We start from the raw sequence: 15,829 nt of genomic DNA on the forward strand, positions 1-15,829 counted from the left end.
GGGCGGCCGATTCTGTCAAGGGGTTGCAGCGTCCAGGCTTTCCGGTTCTCCAAGGGAGCCCGCTGCAAGAGGGTGAGGGAAAAGCCCGGAGGAGAAGCGATCTTTCGGTGCCGCGCGGACTACCCGTGCGGCGCGGGGGCCACCAGCACGCCCGGGTTCATGATCCCGGCCGGATCCAGGGCCGCCTTCACGCGCTGCAGGAGATCCAGTGCCAGGGGGCCATGCTCTGCGACCAGGAACGATCGGAAATCCCGTCCTGTTCCATGGTGATGGGTGATCGTCCCCCCGCACTCCAGAAACGCCTCCAGGGCCGTCCGCTGGAGATCCCGCCACGCCTCGCGCAGCGCTTCCCGGGATGGACGGGCGAAGAAAGTAAAATACAGGGCGCATCCGTCTGGATAGCCATGCGTCACCCGACACATCACCCCACCGACCGGCGACCAGCGATCGATCCGCTGGATCAAGCGCTCCCGCACGGTCCGCACGGTTTCCTCCACCCGGGACCACGGCACAGCGGTCTCCACCGTATCCAGGAGCAGGCCGAAATCGATCATGACATCGCGCCAGTAAGGCTGTTCGAAGTAGGCCCGTTTCCACGTCTCCACGGCCTCGGGCGCTGGAATTCCCCCTGCCCGTTCGATCCATCGGAGGGCCGAGCGCCATTCGGCTTCCACCCGATGCGCGTCCTCGAGATCTTCGATCTCCAGGCTGATGTGAAGCAGGGCGCCCGGTTCCAGCGGATGACCGGCGAGGGCGGCGCTGATCGCTACCTCATATTCATCGAGCAGACGGAGGACGGCCGGTGTTAAGCCCGCCTGCAGAATCCGCCGCATGGCCTCCAGACCGGCCGAGAACTCCGGGAAACGAAAACCGCCCGCCCGCTTGGCGACCGGCGGCCGCACCGCCCGCACCACCGCCTCCGTGATGAATCCGAACGCCCCCTCGCTCCCCACGACCCACGACCGCATATCCGGCCCCGAGGCCGAGGCGGGCACCTCCCGGGTCTCCAGAACCCCGCGGGGGGTGAGCACCCGCAGGCTTTCCACGCGATGCTCGATCCTTCCCCACGCGGTGGAGAAATGCCCCGCCGCCCGCGTTGCGATCCAGCCCCCCAGCGTCGACATCTGGAAGGACTGGGGATAATGCCGGAAGGCTAAGCCATGCGCCCGTAGCGCCTCCTCCAGATCCGGCCCGCGAATCCCCGCCTGCGCCCGAACCCGACGGCCGGAGGGATCAAGGAATCGAATTCGATTCATCCGGGCGAGATCCACCGAGAGGACCCCCTGGAAGCCAGGGGGAACAGCGGGCTCCACCCCGCCAACGACGGAGGTCCCGCCTCCATAGGGAATGAGCGCGATGGATCGGTGCTCAGCAACCTCCAGCAGGCGGAGGAGATCCGCTTCATCCTCCGGATAGGTCACCGCGTCGGGGAAACAGAGATCCTGCCCGGTCCGCAACCGCACCAGATCCCCGAAACTCCGCCCGGCTGCGTGCAGCGCCCGCTCATAATCCGTGGCCAGGAGGGCGCCCTGAAAACCCGGGATCTCCAGGGCGATCCGGGATGGAGGAATCTGAAGGGACTCCAGGGGAACGGGCGGCTGGTAATCCTTCGGGGAGACCCGCAGCCATGGCTCCACCGCTTTCAACCAGCGGGCGACCCGCTCCGTCGGGATCCCTTCCCCTTCATATCCCCAGCCGTTCCATTTCCGCAGGCGATCCGGCATGCCAGGCCCTCTGAGCTGGAGCTTCGCCCGTGTAAATGATCAACGAGTGAGGATATAGACCGCATCGGTAGGATTCGCTTCAGCGGCGATCTCCAGGTTAAAGCGAAAGCCCTCCTACCGGTCTCCAGAGGAGGGGGGTGAAGGGCGGCCCCCGGCGGCTGATTCGAATCGCCCCTCATGGGCCTTCGATCGGGAGGCCGGCAGAGGCCGATCTCCCGAAAGAAGCCTCCACCTCCAGGGCACTGGAAGGGGTCCAGAGCGGCTTCCGATCCTTCCCATCACGGATCGAGGATGGAGGACGGGCGGCCAGGCCAGCCATGTCCCTTTCCTTTCTTCTTCCCTTTCCGCGTATCCACCTGGACGTGAGGATGGGTGGTGATGCCCGAACGCGTAATCGAAGGGAAGGGATCGGATGGGCCGCCCGGCCCATACATGGGCTTCCGCCCAGAGATATTTCAAGAGCAAGGGGAAAACGCCCTCCTCCTCCACCCGGCGGGTGGAGACCGGGATGCGCACCGAGGTCAGCACCCCGAACCGGCCGTGGCGGGCCGCCCGTCGCACGTAATCGTGATCCTCGGCCAGCAACAGGGTTTCATCGAACCCCCCGATGGCCTCGTGGAGGGCGCGGCGGACCAGAATGCAGAACCCCGGCGCGCGGGGGGAGATCCATTGCAGCGCCAGCAGATATCCGTTGGCCACCTCGTGGAACACCCGATCCGTCGGCCGGGGGCTCAGGGGCTCCATCAAGCATGTGGCCACATCCAGACGCCGCGCCTCGATCTCCCGCATCGCCTTCTCCAGGAAATCCGGACGGGGGACCACATCCGCGTCCAGGAAGACCAGCCAGGTCCCCCGGGCGGCCCGCGCCCCCGCGTTCCGGCCGACGGCCGGGCGCCCACCGGGGACCACCCGAGCGCCCCAGGCCCGGGCGATCTCCGGCGTCCCATCCTCCGACCCCGCGTCGGCGACGATCACCTCCTCCGGCGGCTGTGTCTGACGGGCCAGGGCCTCGAGGAGCTGGGGGAGATACGCCGCTTCGTTCAGGGTTGGGATGATCACGCTGACCATCGGCCTCACCTCCCCGGCGGGTTCGAGCGTCACCCGGACGCCGCTCCTCCCTCCAGGATCCGGATGGCGAACCGGGAAAGCCGACGCCGGTCCAGGGGATCCAGGCGCTCCCACTGTTCCTGGAACCAGCGGATCTTCTCCAGCAACGCCTGGATCTGTTGCGGGGAAGGGCGGGTCAGGGCCACCAGGGCGGCGCTCAGCCCGGCCAGGGCGCCCAGATCCAGCCCCCGGCGGGCGGGAAGGGGTCGCCCTTCCGGGCCGGACGGCTCCAGCAGACGGAACACCAGCATCAGCCCGGCGGCCATGCGAGCCATCCCTTCAGCGACCGGCGCCCGCTCCGGCGTGGCGAGCAGCCAGCGTAGCAGCGCCCCGGGCTCCAGCCGGGCCTGCAGGGCGGCGACCTCCGCCTCGACGCGCGCCCGGACCCCCCGCCAGACCCCGGCGTCCCATACCGGGGTCAGGATTTGGGGCGCGCGGGCGGTGGGCCGGAAGACCACCCGGGGCCGGCCCGGCCCGGCCCGGCTTTCATAGCGCCGCTCCACCAGGCCAACGCGCTCCAGCATTGCCAGCATCTCATACGCTGTGGCCCGGCCGATTCGCAGGGCGCGGGCCACCACGGCGTAGTGAAGCGGCCGACGCCATCGGCGATACAACCGCAGGAAGGCGGCCAGGAACTCCCGCTGACGGCGGGTGAGGGCGCCCATCTCCTCAACCTCACGATGTTTCCGAAAATTCCAGAAAAATTTTATCCGCACTTCCCCCGCTTCGCCAAATCCCTCCGGGCGGGTGGATCGCGCGCACAGCCGGGAGGTCGCCCGGCGGAAGCCCGCGTGGCCATGGGTCGCCGCGTTGTGGTAAATTTAGGCATGTTGAAAATCAACGCGGGGGCGAAGGGGATGGAGGACTTCCTGGAGGCAACCCGGGGGATCCGGCCAGGGGATCGGGGGACGGTGGAGCAGGCGCTGCGGGTGCTGATGGGAAAGGAGGCGCCCCGGGGCCTGGCCCGCGTGTGGCCCTTCCTGGGCCCAGCCTTCGTGGCCAGCGTCGCCTATATGGATCCGGGGAACTTCGCCACCAACATCCAGGGGGGCGCGCGCTTCGGCTACCTGCTCCTCTGGGTGATTTTCCTCAGCAACGGGATGGCGATGTTCCTCCAGGCTCTCTCCGCCAAGCTGGGCATCGCCACCGGGCGGAACCTGGCGGAGCTCTGCCGGGAGCACTTCCCACCGGCCCTCTCTTTTCTCCTGTGGGTCCTGATGGAGCTGGTCGCCATGGCCACCGACCTGGCGGAGTTCGTGGGCGCCGCGGTGGGCTTCCATCTGCTCCTGAGGCTCCCTTTGTGGGCCGGCGCGTTGCTCACCGCCCTGGCGGCCTTCGCCATCCTGGACCTGGAGCGCCATGGCTTCCGCCCCCTGGAGGGGGTGATCACCGCGCTGATCGGCGTGGTCTCCCTCGGGTATGTGGTGGAGATCCTCATCGTCCGCCCGGATGGGCGGGAGGTCCTTCACGCGTTCCTGCCGCCGCGGTTCGCCGGGCCGGAGAGCGTCCTGCTGGCGGTGGGGATCCTGGGGGCCACGGTGATGCCCCACGCGCTTTTCCTTCACTCCGCCCTCACCCAGGATCGCATTGTGGTCCGTGATCCAGCCCTGCGGCGCCGCCTCTTCCAGTTCGAGCAGATCGATGTGGCCCTCGCCATGGGGATCGCCGGCCTGATCAACGCGGCGATGCTGATGATGGCTGCGGCTACCTTCCACGCCCGGGGCCTTTCGGAGATTGGCACCCTGGAGGAAGCCTATCGCACCCTCCACCCCTTGTTTGGACCGGTGGCCGGTGGAGCTTTCGCCCTCGCCCTGCTGGCCTCCGGCCTCTCCTCGTCCACCGTGGGGACCATGTCCGGGCAGATCATCATGCAGGGCTTCCTGCGCCGTCGCATCCCGGTGGGGGTGCGACGGCTGGTGACGATGCTGCCTTCCCTGGTGGTCATCGGGCTGGGGTGGGATCCCACCCGCACGCTGGTCATCAGCCAGGTGGTGCTGAGCTTCGGGCTGCCTTTTGCCGTGTTCCCGCTGATCTTCTTCACCGCGCGGCGGGATCTGATGGGAGATCTGGCCAACCGGCCGCTGACCACCCTCCTCGCCCTGGGGATGGGGACCCTCGTCGTCGGGCTGAACGGTTACCTGCTCTATGCGCTGATCCGCGGATGAAGGGCCTGCGGCAGCCCAGGAGGAGGGGCCTTCGGAGATGCGCCCGGATGTGCGCCGATCCGAAGAAGGCACAACATGGGGGTAGAGGCGCTGCGGCGCTGCGCACCTGCTTCGACGAATTGCCGAAATCGATTTCGGCTTGCGATTCGGGCCGCGGCCTGTGCCCCGCGAAATCCAGAAGGCCGATCATTTCCAGCGCCTAAGGCCCTTATCGCCCGAAAGGAGAGGGGGTGGGCGGGTTTCCTGAGCGGTTGGGGTCTCCGTTTTCGGAGGAAGGCGGAACCAGCGGGAGCGTGAACACGAACAGGGCGCCGCCTCCGGGTCGATCCTCCACCCAAATCCGGCCGCCGTGGGCCTCCACGGCGAGCTTGCAGAAGGCCAGGCCCAGACCGAACCCGCGCCCCCGGACCATCCCGGTCACGAAGGGCTGGAAGAGACGTTCCCGCAGCTCCGGTGGCACCCCGGGCCCGGAGTCGGCGACCTCCACGCGCACCGTCCTCGCATCCTCCGCCGCCGCCCGGATCCAGATCGTCCCGCCTGACGGCGTGAACTTGATGGCGTTGTCCATCAGGTTCTGAAACACCCGCAAGACCAGCATCTCATCCCCGTGCACCAGCGGGAGATCGGAGGGCATCTCCACCTGCACCTCCAGGTCCTTCTCGCGGATCAGGATGGAGAGCTCCTTCAGGATCCGGGCCACCAGCTCCCTCAGGGAGAGCGGGCGTGGCTGGAGGATCGCCTGCCCGGATTGCAGCCGGCGCAGGTCGAGGATGGTGTTCACCATGCGCAGCATGCGCCCCACGTTGTCCCGGGCGATGCTCAGGACATCCCGTTGCTCCGGCAGCAACGGCCCTACGCTCTCGCTCAGCAGGAAGTCCAGGGCGGTCTGGATGGAGGCCGCGGGGTTGCGCAGGTCGTGGACGATCATGTGGAGGAATTCCTCGCGCAGGCGCTCCAGCTCCCGCAGCGGCGTGATGTCGTAGATCCAAAGGAGCCAGCCCGTGATGGAGGAACCCTCGGCGATAGGGACCCCGTGGACCCGCAGGGCGTAGGGGCCGGCCTCCAGCTCCACGGCGGGGCGGCTTTCCGGGCTCCGGCGCCACGCCCGCAGGTAGCGCACCAGCCCCCGGGCCAGCTCGGGCCGCCGCCCTTTCAGATCGCAGAGCAAATCGCTCACCGAACGTCCCACCCAGGATGACGGCTCTCCGTCCAGGGAGAGCAGGCGGACCGCCGCCCGGTTGATCTCCATCACCTCCCCTCCCGCCCGGATGAGGAGGATGCCGTCCACCGCCGCGTCGATGAGCGCGCGCAGCCGGCTGCGCTCCGTCCGGAGGTCCTCCAGCAGCCGGGCGTTCTCCAGGGCCACCGCGGCGTGGTTGGCGATGGCCTGGCTTAAGGCGATCTGGTTCAGGGAGAAGGATGACTCCCCCACCGGATCCCAGACTTCCGCCAGGCCCAGCACCCGCGCCCCCACCGCCAGCGGCAGGATCATGAGGCGCCTCACCCCCAGCCGGGCCAGGGTCTCCCGGTCCTCCGCCGACAGCAATCCTTCCGCCTCCGGATCCGCGAGCCGGAGGGCGATCGGCCTGCGCTCCCGAAGCACGGAGATCCGCACGGCCAGGGGGTCCCCCCGGGTTCCTTCCGGCCAGCCCGGCGGCCCTTTCCGGGCGGCATCCGGGGCCCTGAACTCCATCAGGGTCTCCAGGGTTCCGGATTCCGGCCGATACCGGTAAAAGCGCGCATAGGCCCCGCCGGTGATGTCGCAGAGGAAGCGGCCCAGCAGGGTCAGCACCCGATCGACCTCCTGGGCGGCCAGCAGGTTCGCGCTGGCCTCGTAGAGCAGGGAGATCTCCCGGACCTGGTCGGCCAGCCGTTCGACCAGCGTGGCCCGCTCCACGGCCAGGGCCAGGTGATCGGCCAGCGTCTCCAGCATCCGGATCTCCGGATCCGTGAACATATGCGGCTGGGGATCGTGCAGGCTGAGGACACCCACCGGATGAGCGCCTGCGCGCAATGGGACGCCGATCCAGGCCCGCATCCTATCAAGCGGCAAGGGGAGCTCCCGCTCCGGAGCTTCCAGTCGGAGATCGCCATAAGCGAGGAGGCGTGCCTCCGCGAAGACCTGCCCGGCCAGCCCCTCGCCCGGACGACACTCCGCGAGGAGGGCCTGGACCTCGGGGGGCAATCCGACCGCCGCGCGCAGGCGCAGGCAGCCCGGCCCGTCCTCCCAGAGGTAGACTTCCCCCATGCGCAGGCCGATAGCCGTGCAGGCGTGCTCCAGGCCGGCGCGCAGGATCCCCTCCAGGTCTTCGGCTCGCAGGATGGCAGCGGCCATCTGGTGGAGCGCCGCCTCATAGCGGGCGCGCCGCTGGGTCTCCTCGAACAGGTAGGCGCTGGCCAGGGCCTGGGCGGCGGCGTTGGCGAAGGCCTGGCCGATGAGTAGCTCCTCCGTCGTCAGCGCGCGGATGGTGTCCCAGTAAACCGTGAGCACTCCGCGGAAGGGGAACTGGTCGGCCGTCATGGCGGGGGCCCAGAGCGGGAAGACGACGTAAGCGCGGAATCCCTCCTGGAGCAGCCGCTCGCGAACGGCCTGGGTGCGCGGATCGGTCTGAACGTCTGAGACATGGATCACCGTGGGGATTTCAATGGCCCGGACCCCAGGGACGCGACGGTAGCTCTCCAGGAGCCATTGAACGTAGTCCGGCGAAAGCCCATCCGCCCCGGCGCAGGCCACCTGCTCCCGGATGGGCTCGTAGAACCAGACGCCCGCGCGGTCGCCGCCGAGCAGCCGTTTGGCGCCCCGGAGGATCGTCCGCACCCGCTCGGAAAACTCCGGCGGAGTGCTTAGGAGCTCCTGGAGCGCTCCCGCCATCGCTTCCCACAGCCAGGTCTCCCGCCGCCGGCGCAGGGCGATGCCCACGGCGTCCGCCAGGGTCTCCGCCAGACGGAGGGTGTCCTCATCGGGATGGCGTGGGGCATCGTAATACAGCATCAGCTTGCCTAAGGTCTGCCCCTCGCTCCGGATGGGGACGAAGGCCAGGGCCCGGATGCCTTCCCGAAGCACGGCCTCCCGAACCTCCCCCAGCTCCGGGGATTGGGCGGCGTCCGGGACCCAGAGGATGCGAGGGTTCGGATCCGAGGGGTCCCAGGGCCAGTGCCCCTCGACGGCGCGGCGGTAGTCCTCCGAGAGGTTCTCCCAGGCCTTGAACCGCGCGACGCCATCCGGATCCCGCACCAGCACCGCCGCCCGATCCGCCCCCAGCACCTCACGCACGCCCCGAAGGGTCAGCGCGTAGAGGCGCTCCAGATCCGCGGCGCGGAAGATCTCCTGGGAGATCCCCTGGAGCAGCTGGAGTTGCCGGGCGTAGCGCTGGGCCCGGGCCTCCGCGGCCCGTCGCGCCGCGTTGCTCCAGACCAGGGCGATGAGATCCGCCATCTCCGCGGCGAAGGCGACCTCATCGGCGGTCCAGAGGCGGGTCTCCCCGACGTGCTCGTGGCAGATCACCCCCACCACCTGCCCGCCCTGGCGGATGGGCGCGTCCAGCATCGAGCGGATGTTCCGAGGTGCCATGTAGCGCTCCCGCAGCTCGGAGGTTCGTGGATCGCTCCAGGCGTCCGAGGCGTCGATGGCGCGCCCCTCCTCCAGGGCCCGGAAATATGTGGGGAACTCGTCCGCGCGCAGATCCGCCTCCTTCCCCGTCCGCCCCTCCGGCCACTCCACATGGATCAGACAGGACAGGCGGCCGGTGGCCGGGTCCAGCCGCCAGATGTTCACCCGATGGACCTGCAGGGTCTCCGCGGCCGTCCAGGCGATCCGGGCCATGGCCTCCTCGAGCTCCCCGTTCTGGATCCGGGGATCCCGGGCCAGGCGCAGCAGGGCCTCCTGCTGGCGGGCGCGTCGGAGAGCCTGGCGCCGGTGTTCGGTGATCTCGCTGGCTCGAACCAGCCACCCCTCAGGCTCCCCTTGAGAAGGGATCGCCTGGATGGAAAAGAGGAACCAGCGCTCCTGAGCCGGATGGCGGAGCTCTGCGATCCTTTCCCCGCCTTCATCGACCGCCGCTCGCCATACATCCCGGAGCTCCGGCCACGCCCGGAGCAGGTCCTCCGCCGGCGCGCCGAGGCATTCGGTCGGGAGACGTCCCAGCAGCTCGGCCATCCGGGAGTTGAGGTCGAGCACCCGACCCTGCGGGTCCAGCACCATCATCCCTTCGGACATCCCCTCGATGAGCAGGCCCCGGGCGAGGGGGATGGGGCGGAGGCGCGGGAGGGCCTGGAAGATCAGGCCCAGCAACACGGTGGCCAGCCCCAGCGCGATCGCCGGCGCCCCTCGCCATGCCGTGGGGAGCTGCGCATACGAAGGATCGTGCAGGGCCATGAAGACGCTGACCATGACCAGGGCGACGGCGAGCAGGAATCCGGCGAGGACCCGGAACGCGACCCGGTAAGCGTGGATCAGGGTTGGAAGCAGGAGGATCACCGCGCCGAGGAAAGCCAGAAGGGCGAACAGGGTGTGCACCCAGAACCAGGGCCCATAAGAGACCACGAGGGAGCCGTCCGGGCGGACGGCTAAGGTAGACCAGACGAGGTGATGCGCATCGTTGGTGAAGGCCAGCAGAACGGTCAGGACCGGGATGAGCAGGACGCTGATCCGATGCCAGGGCCGCGCGCGGAGGCCGGAATATCGGAGGGCGCCCAGGAGGAAGAAAGGAGCGATCCCCGCCACCCCCAGCGCCTGAACCTGAAACCCCAGGATGCGCAGTTCGGGCTCGGACGCGCCGATGATCAGACCCTCGCTCCAGGTCCAGAGGGCCAGGGCGAGGAGGGCCAGCGCCCACAGACGCGCCTCCGAGGAGCGGGAGCGCCGCACGCCCCGGTAGGTCAGGAGCAGGCCGATCCACCCGAGGAGGACACCCAGAACCCACGCCATTCGAAAGGCGCTCCTCCGAAGCCCTGGCGGAATCCCTCCATCTTCCTCAGAACCCTTTTCTTTCGTTCGTTAGGATAAGGCAACCTTGGGGCTGTGTCAAGGAGAAATAAGGGGTATACTGAACATCCACCTCGTGTAGCGGAACGGAGAGGCGGTGCGGTGGAGGATCTCACCCCCATCCGGCGTCAGTATCTGGATCTGAAACGCCAGCATCCGGACGCCATCCTGTTTTTCCGGCTCGGCGATTTCTACGAGACCTTCGATGCGGATGCGGAGATCGTCGCCCGGGAGCTGGATCTGGTGCTCACCTCCCGGCCGGTTGGGAAGGGGCAACGGGTGCCCCTGGCCGGCGTCCCGGCTCATGCCCTGGAGGCTTACCTCGCCCGGCTGGTGGAGCGGGGCTACCGGGTGGCCATCGCGGAGCAGGTCGGCGAACCGGTGAACGGCCTGATGCCCCGCCGCGTGGTCCGGGTGGTGACCCCGGGCACCGCCCTGGAGCCGACGTTGCTGGAGGAGCGGGCGCCGAGCTATCTGGCGGCGTGGGTCGAGGAGGCGGAGGGGATCGGCCTGGCCTATTGCGATGTGAGCACAGGGCAGTTCGCGGCCACTCAGTGGACGGGCCCGGAGGCCCGGCGGGAGGCAGAGGCCGAGTGGCTGCGCCTCTCTCCCCGGGAATGTCTGTATCCCGCGACGCCGGGGGAGCCCGCCGCGCCGCCGTTGCCCTCAGCCGGAGAGATCGCCTGCGCCTTCACGCCGTTCCCGGCTCATCGCTTCGCGCTCGGGGCGGCGCGCACCGCGTTGCTGGAGCACTTCCGGGTGGCCTCGCTGCACGCCTTCGGCCTGGAGGATCAACCCTTCGCCCTCCGGGCCGCGGGGGCGATCCTCCAGTATCTCCAGGAGACCCGTCCGGAGGCGCTTTCGCTGCTGGTCTCCCTCGAGACCTATTCCACCGCCCGCTATATGCTCCTGGACCCGGCCACCCGGCGGAACCTGGAGCTGCTGGAAGGCGCCTCGGGGGGCGGCCGGCGGGGATCCCTCCTTTCGGTCCTGGATTTCACCCGCACGCCGATGGGGGGACGACTGTTGCGGACCTGGCTCTCGCAACCCCTGCGGGATCGGGCCGCCATCGAGGCCCGTCTGGATCAGGTGGAGGCCTTCGTCGAGGACCCCATCGCCCGGGATCGGCTGGCGGCGCACCTGCGCGGGTTCCCCGATCTGGAGCGCCTGGCCGGGCGGATCGGGAGCGGGCTCGCCTCCCCTCGAGATCTGGCGGCGTTGCGCCGGGCCCTCACCGCGTTGCCGGAGATCCAGGGCCTCCTCCGCCGGATGGACGGCCCGCACGCCGGGGCCGTTCGACCTCTGGCCGACCGCCTGGAGCCCCTTCCGGAGCTCCTCGAGCAGCTGAACCGGGCCCTGGTGGACGATCCGCCGGCGACGCTTGCGGAGGGCGGGGTGATCCGTCCCGGGTTCTCCGAGGAGCTGGACCGCTGGCGGTCCATCGCCCGGGAGGCCCAGGCGTGGCTGGCGGAGCTGGAGCAACGGGAGCGGGAGCGGACCGGCATCCGGTCCCTCAAGGTCGGCTACAACAAGGTGTTCGGGTATTACATCGAGGTCTCGAAGTCGGCGGCCCGTTCGGTGCCTTCGGACTACATCCGCAAGCAGACGCTGGTCAACGCCGAGCGGTTCATCACGCCGGAGTTGAAGGAATATGAGACGCAGGTCCTGAACGCCGCGGCCCGCCAGGCGGAGCTGGAGGCCGAGCTGTTTCGGGATCTCTGCCGCCGAATCGGGGAGGAGCTCCCTCGCCTACGCGCCGTCGCCCAGGCCCTGGCCCACCTGGATGCGGTGGCCGGTCTGGCGGAGGCCGCCGCCCGGCATCGCTACGTCCGCCCCGAGCTGACCGAGGAGGACGTCCTGGAGATCCGGGGCGGACGGCACCCGGTGGTGGAGCAGGCCCTGGCCGGGCGCTTCGTCCCCAACGACGTCGTGCTGGACGCGGAGGGTCGCATCCTGATCCTGACCGGCCCGAACATGGCCGGCAAGAGCACCCTGCTGCGCCAGGTGGCCCTGATCGTGTTGATGGCCCAGGTGGGCTCCTTTGTGCCCGCGGATCGGGTCCGGTTGCGGCCGGTGGATCGGATCTTCACCCGCATCGGGGCCCACGATGAGCTGGCGGCAGGCCGTTCGACGTTCATGGTCGAGATGAACGAGACAGCCTATATCCTGCATCAGGCCACGTCGGACAGCCTGGTGGTTCTGGATGAGATCGGGCGGGGGACCAGCACGTATGATGGGCTGGCCATCGCCTGGGCGGTGGCGGAGCATCTGCACAACCATCCGAAGCGGCGGCCCAAGGTGCTGTTCGCCACGCATTATCATGAGCTGACCGCCCTGGCAGCGTATCTCCCTCGGGTTCGGAACGCGCACATGGCGGTGGCGGAGGTGGAGGGCCGCATCGTCTTCCTGTATCAGGTGCGGCCCGGCGGCGCGGATCGGAGCTACGGGATCCACGTGGCGGAGCTGGCGGGGTTGCCCCGGCCGGTGATCCGGCGGGCGCGGGAGCTGTTACGCCGGCTGGAGCGCGGGGAACCGGCCGTTCAGCGCAAGGCGCCCCCTGCTGCGCCCCTGCCCCTCTTCGCGGAGCATCCCGCGGTCCAGGCCCTGCGGAACCTGGACCCGGATTCCCTTTCCCCGCTGGAGGCGCTCCACAAACTGTATGAGCTGAAAGGGATGGTGGAGGGATCCCCTCGCGCGGGCCCCTCGGGAGAAGGGGGGCCGGAAGGAGGTTTGGGATGAGCAAGGTGCGGGTGCCGCGGCGTCGCATCTCCTATCGGGATCACGGGGTGGTCATCGAGATCGCCCCTGACTATCAGCAGCTGGCGGAGCAGGCCGACGCCACCATCCGCCGGATCCTGGCGGATTATCCGCGGGCCGCTCGCCTCTATGAGCGCATCGTCCGGGATCCGCGGGCCTCGGCGTGCTGGGATCTTTCGAACTACATGGCCGTTTACAAGCTCAACTACAACGACCACGGGCCGGTCCACGCCCGGGTGGCCACGGCCGCGGCGATGCAGATGATGCAGCTGCTGGTGCGCCACGAGGTTCCCATGGATGTCGTGACGTCGGGGGCGGGCGAGCTGGACGACGCCTTCCTGGTGGTGATGGCGGCGGAGATGTTGCACGACATCGGGAACATGGTGCATCGGGTCGGGCACATCGAATATGGAGTGTTCCTGGCCGCCCAGCTGCTCTCCCGCTGGCTACCGGAGATCTACCCGGATCCTGAGCAGGAGCAGCTGATCGCCGGGTTCATCCTCTCGTGCATCGCCAGCCACGACGGCTCCCCGCCGCCGCTGACAGTGGAGGCTTCGGTGGTGGCCATCGCCGACGGCACGGATATGACCAAGGGGCGGGGGCGGGCGGCCTTCGATCTGGGGAAGGTGGACATCCACTCGGTGTCCGCGTTGGCCGTGGATGCGGTGGAGATCCGGGACGGAGGGGATCTGCCCATCGAGATCGCGGTCTACCTGAGCAACTCGGCGGGGATCTTCCAGGTTCAGGAGATCCTGGCCCGCAAGGTGGTGGTGACGCCGTTGAAGGATCGAGTGCGGATCGTGGTGTGCGCCCGCCCCGAGACGCCGCTGGTCGATCAGCGGATCATCCAGAAGGTGGTCTTTGAGAACGGTCGCTTTCAGGTGGCCCAGGACTGAAGACCTGTCCGGACGGCTCTGCTGTCCCCAGAGCGATGAGCGCGCCTGCAAACCTTCACGAGATGCAGGCCGCGGCTTGATCTTTGAGGCCGAAATTCATTTCGGACCGGGGCGCTCTCGCCCGGCCTCCCGAACCTTCGCTTTCGGTGGGTTCCCGTCTCGCCGCCGAAGCCGCGGCGGAAGCCGCTCCTATAAGGGGGGGCTCCGAGTTTTGCCTTCGCCCTTTGGGGCGTGGGCTCGGGGGCTTCGCTTTCGCGTCGGATCTTGGCGCGATAATGGATCCTCGTCCTCTCCTCCGAGCGCAACGGTTGCGATGGGTTCACCCGCCGCGCCGCCCTGGGCCCGGTGGCCCGGTTGTGGATCGCCCTCCGCGCGTGGTGGGCGGAACGCAGGCCGGGCGCTCAGGCCACTCCATCTGCTTCTCCATCGGCCACGGACGTATCATAGCGGGCGGCGAGGGCAGGCCACGCATAGGGCCGAAGGCCTTCCAGCCAGAAAGGGGACCGGCGGGTGGGGATCCCGGACCAGCTGGATATCGAACCCTTTCGTTCCGCCTCGATCCATTCCGCCAGTTCCCTCCCGTCTCGCCACGCGGACAATCCGGGCAACAGCTCCGCCAGCACGGACCCCTCGGGAACCCAGGGAGGGATCCCTCGGGCGGCGAAGGTCATGGTCCGGATGGGGGAGCGGGTCTCCGGGTCCGTTTCCAGGAGGGCGTGGCTTCGAGCGGCCCAGCGGTCGACCTCAGGGTCCTCCGGGTGAAGGATCCCGAGCAGGCGAGCCCGAAGGGCGCGGGGGAGCCGCTCGAGGGCGCGGGCCGCTTGGGGCGGGTCTTCGCTCAGCGTGATCAGGCGGAAGTCGATCCCTTTCGCCGCCGCCGGCCCCATGGCGTCCACGAGGCGATCGAGGGCCTCCGGATCGCCTCGGAAGATCCAGAGGAACCATCCCGTGGCCTCGGGGGCCGTTCGCTGGGGAGGCGAGGGAGGGAAAGAGAAGCCGGGCGGGAGCGTGGCGGAGCGGGCTATCCCCATGGCGGCCGCGGCTGGATCGATGGCCTGTAGAGCAGTTAGGAAGCGCTGGCGGTGCCCCTCCGCGTTGAAGAGCAGACGATCTGCGGCGCGGGCGGACGACGTCTCCAGGGCCGCGCGGCTGGGATCCGATAAGCGCCGCCGCCCGAGCGCGCTGTCGTGCCAGTAGATCCAGAGGGGGATCCCCTCCAGAAGATCGACGGTCGCTTCCCGGAAGACGGCCACGTCCATCCCATCCAGGGCCAGGAGGAGGTGAGGGCGGCCGGCGGGCAGGCGGGTCGGATCGGGGGCGGCGGATCCGGTAAGGGCGCGGCGGACGCGGCGGGCGAGGGCCAGGGCTCGCTCCCGCCCGCGGGCGGGGTCGGGCGGGAGCGGATCCGGGGGGAGGGCGAGCCGGCGGATTCGGTGCCGGCTATGCTGGGCCCACCCCTCCGCCCAGGCCCGCCGCTCCCCCGTCCCGCAAGGATCCAGGATCCAGATCTCCATCGCTCTTCCCACCAGCACGAGGGGTTCGGTGATCCGAATTCCCAGTCGTCTCCCTTCGCCAGGGGGATGCCCTCAAACGAGGGCGGGCTGTTCGGATTCCCATAGCGGCTCACCGAGAGATCGTCGCCGGCGTCCCGGTGGATGGATCATCCGTCTGTTGCAGGTGGCCCCAGCCGTCCACGCTTCGATCCAGCCGGGATATCCGGGGAAGCGCGCGCGGCCTTGTCGGGGCCTCATCCCGATGCTATAATAGGCTTGCGTTTTTTGTGATATCTGCAACAAGGGGGAGGGGACGTGCTGTCGGCCTATGCGGTCGTCGCGTTGTATCTCTTGCTCTCCCTGGCCCTTCTGGGAGCCACCTTGCTCCTCTGGTGGGCGCTACGGCCCAAGAAGCCAAACCCCCTCAAGCTTGAGGCCTATGAATGCGGCGTACAGACGGTCGGGGATACCTGGGTGCAGTTCCGCGCCCAGTATTACATCTTCGCCCTCATCTTCGTCCTCTTCGATGTGGAGGCGGTGTTCCTCTTCCCGTGGGCTGTGGCTTACAACCAGCTGGGTCTGTATGCCGTGATCGAGATGGCCCTCTTCCTGCTGCTGCTTCTAAGCGGCTTGCTGTATGCCTGGCGGAAGGGCGCGCTGGAGTGGGTGTGAGGGTTGATCTTCCATCGTATGCCTGAACTTT

Annotated in this window: 9 protein-coding genes; 4 read left to right on the plus strand and 5 right to left on the minus strand. The window is 68.7% G+C overall.

Annotated elements, in window-relative coordinates; genetic code table 11:
* Nucleotides 1-119: 119 nt before the first annotated feature.
* The 3 genes from KNN16_RS03965 to KNN16_RS03975 all read right to left on the minus strand — a co-directional run bounded on the left by KNN16_RS03965 (nucleotide 120) and on the right by KNN16_RS03975 (nucleotide 3,496).
* Complete coding sequence (locus KNN16_RS03965; protein ID WP_303899058.1) at nucleotides 120-1,724, minus strand: FAD-binding oxidoreductase; 1,605 nt, start codon at nucleotides 1,722-1,724, stop codon at nucleotides 120-122.
* A gap of 114 nt (nucleotides 1,725-1,838) precedes the next feature.
* The gene (locus tag KNN16_RS03970) at nucleotides 1,839-2,792 is read right to left on the minus strand and encodes a glycosyltransferase (protein WP_303899061.1); all 954 of its coding nucleotides are present in this window, start codon (nucleotides 2,790-2,792) and stop codon (nucleotides 1,839-1,841) included.
* 29 nt (nucleotides 2,793-2,821) lie between these two features.
* On the minus strand, nucleotides 2,822-3,496 hold the full coding sequence (locus tag KNN16_RS03975) for a hypothetical protein (protein ID WP_299282870.1): 675 nt from the start codon (nucleotides 3,494-3,496) through the stop codon (nucleotides 2,822-2,824).
* Between the two features lie 192 nt (nucleotides 3,497-3,688).
* On the opposite strand from KNN16_RS03975, the gene KNN16_RS03980 reads away from it, so the two are divergent.
* Nucleotides 3,689-4,996 (plus strand): Nramp family divalent metal transporter, encoded by a 1,308-nt coding sequence (locus tag KNN16_RS03980; RefSeq protein ID WP_303899064.1) that lies wholly within the window; start codon nucleotides 3,689-3,691, stop codon nucleotides 4,994-4,996.
* 208 nt (nucleotides 4,997-5,204) lie between these two features.
* Here KNN16_RS03980 and KNN16_RS03985 read toward each other — a convergent pair whose 3' ends face one another.
* Complete coding sequence (locus tag KNN16_RS03985) at nucleotides 5,205-9,923, minus strand: GAF domain-containing protein (RefSeq protein ID WP_303899066.1); 4,719 nt, start codon at nucleotides 9,921-9,923, stop codon at nucleotides 5,205-5,207.
* 159 nt (nucleotides 9,924-10,082) lie between these two features.
* Between KNN16_RS03985 and mutS the strand changes: the two genes are divergently transcribed.
* Complete coding sequence (gene mutS / locus KNN16_RS03990) at nucleotides 10,083-12,719, plus strand: DNA mismatch repair protein MutS (RefSeq protein ID WP_303899069.1); 2,637 nt, start codon at nucleotides 10,083-10,085, stop codon at nucleotides 12,717-12,719.
* Nucleotides 12,716-13,633, plus strand: a complete 918-nt coding sequence (locus KNN16_RS03995; RefSeq protein ID WP_303899071.1) for an HD domain-containing protein — start codon at nucleotides 12,716-12,718, stop codon at nucleotides 13,631-13,633. The genes mutS and KNN16_RS03995 overlap by 4 nt, the downstream gene beginning before the upstream one ends.
* 401 nt (nucleotides 13,634-14,034) lie before the next feature.
* On the opposite strand, the gene KNN16_RS04000 is transcribed toward KNN16_RS03995, so the two are convergent.
* On the minus strand, nucleotides 14,035-15,147 hold the full coding sequence (locus tag KNN16_RS04000; protein ID WP_303899074.1) for a DUF3524 domain-containing protein: 1,113 nt from the start codon (nucleotides 15,145-15,147) through the stop codon (nucleotides 14,035-14,037).
* Nucleotides 15,148-15,468: 321 nt separating this feature from the next.
* Between KNN16_RS04000 and KNN16_RS04005 the strand changes: the two genes are divergently transcribed.
* Nucleotides 15,469-15,798: an NADH-quinone oxidoreductase subunit A gene (locus tag KNN16_RS04005; RefSeq protein ID WP_366972022.1), complete on the plus strand. Its 330-nt coding sequence runs from the start codon at nucleotides 15,469-15,471 to the stop codon at nucleotides 15,796-15,798.
* Nucleotides 15,799-15,829 lie beyond the last annotated feature (31 nt).

Origin of the sequence: Thermoflexus hugenholtzii, assembly GCF_018771565.1 — a bacterium.
GTDB lineage: Bacteria > Chloroflexota > Anaerolineae > Thermoflexales > Thermoflexaceae > Thermoflexus > Thermoflexus hugenholtzii_A.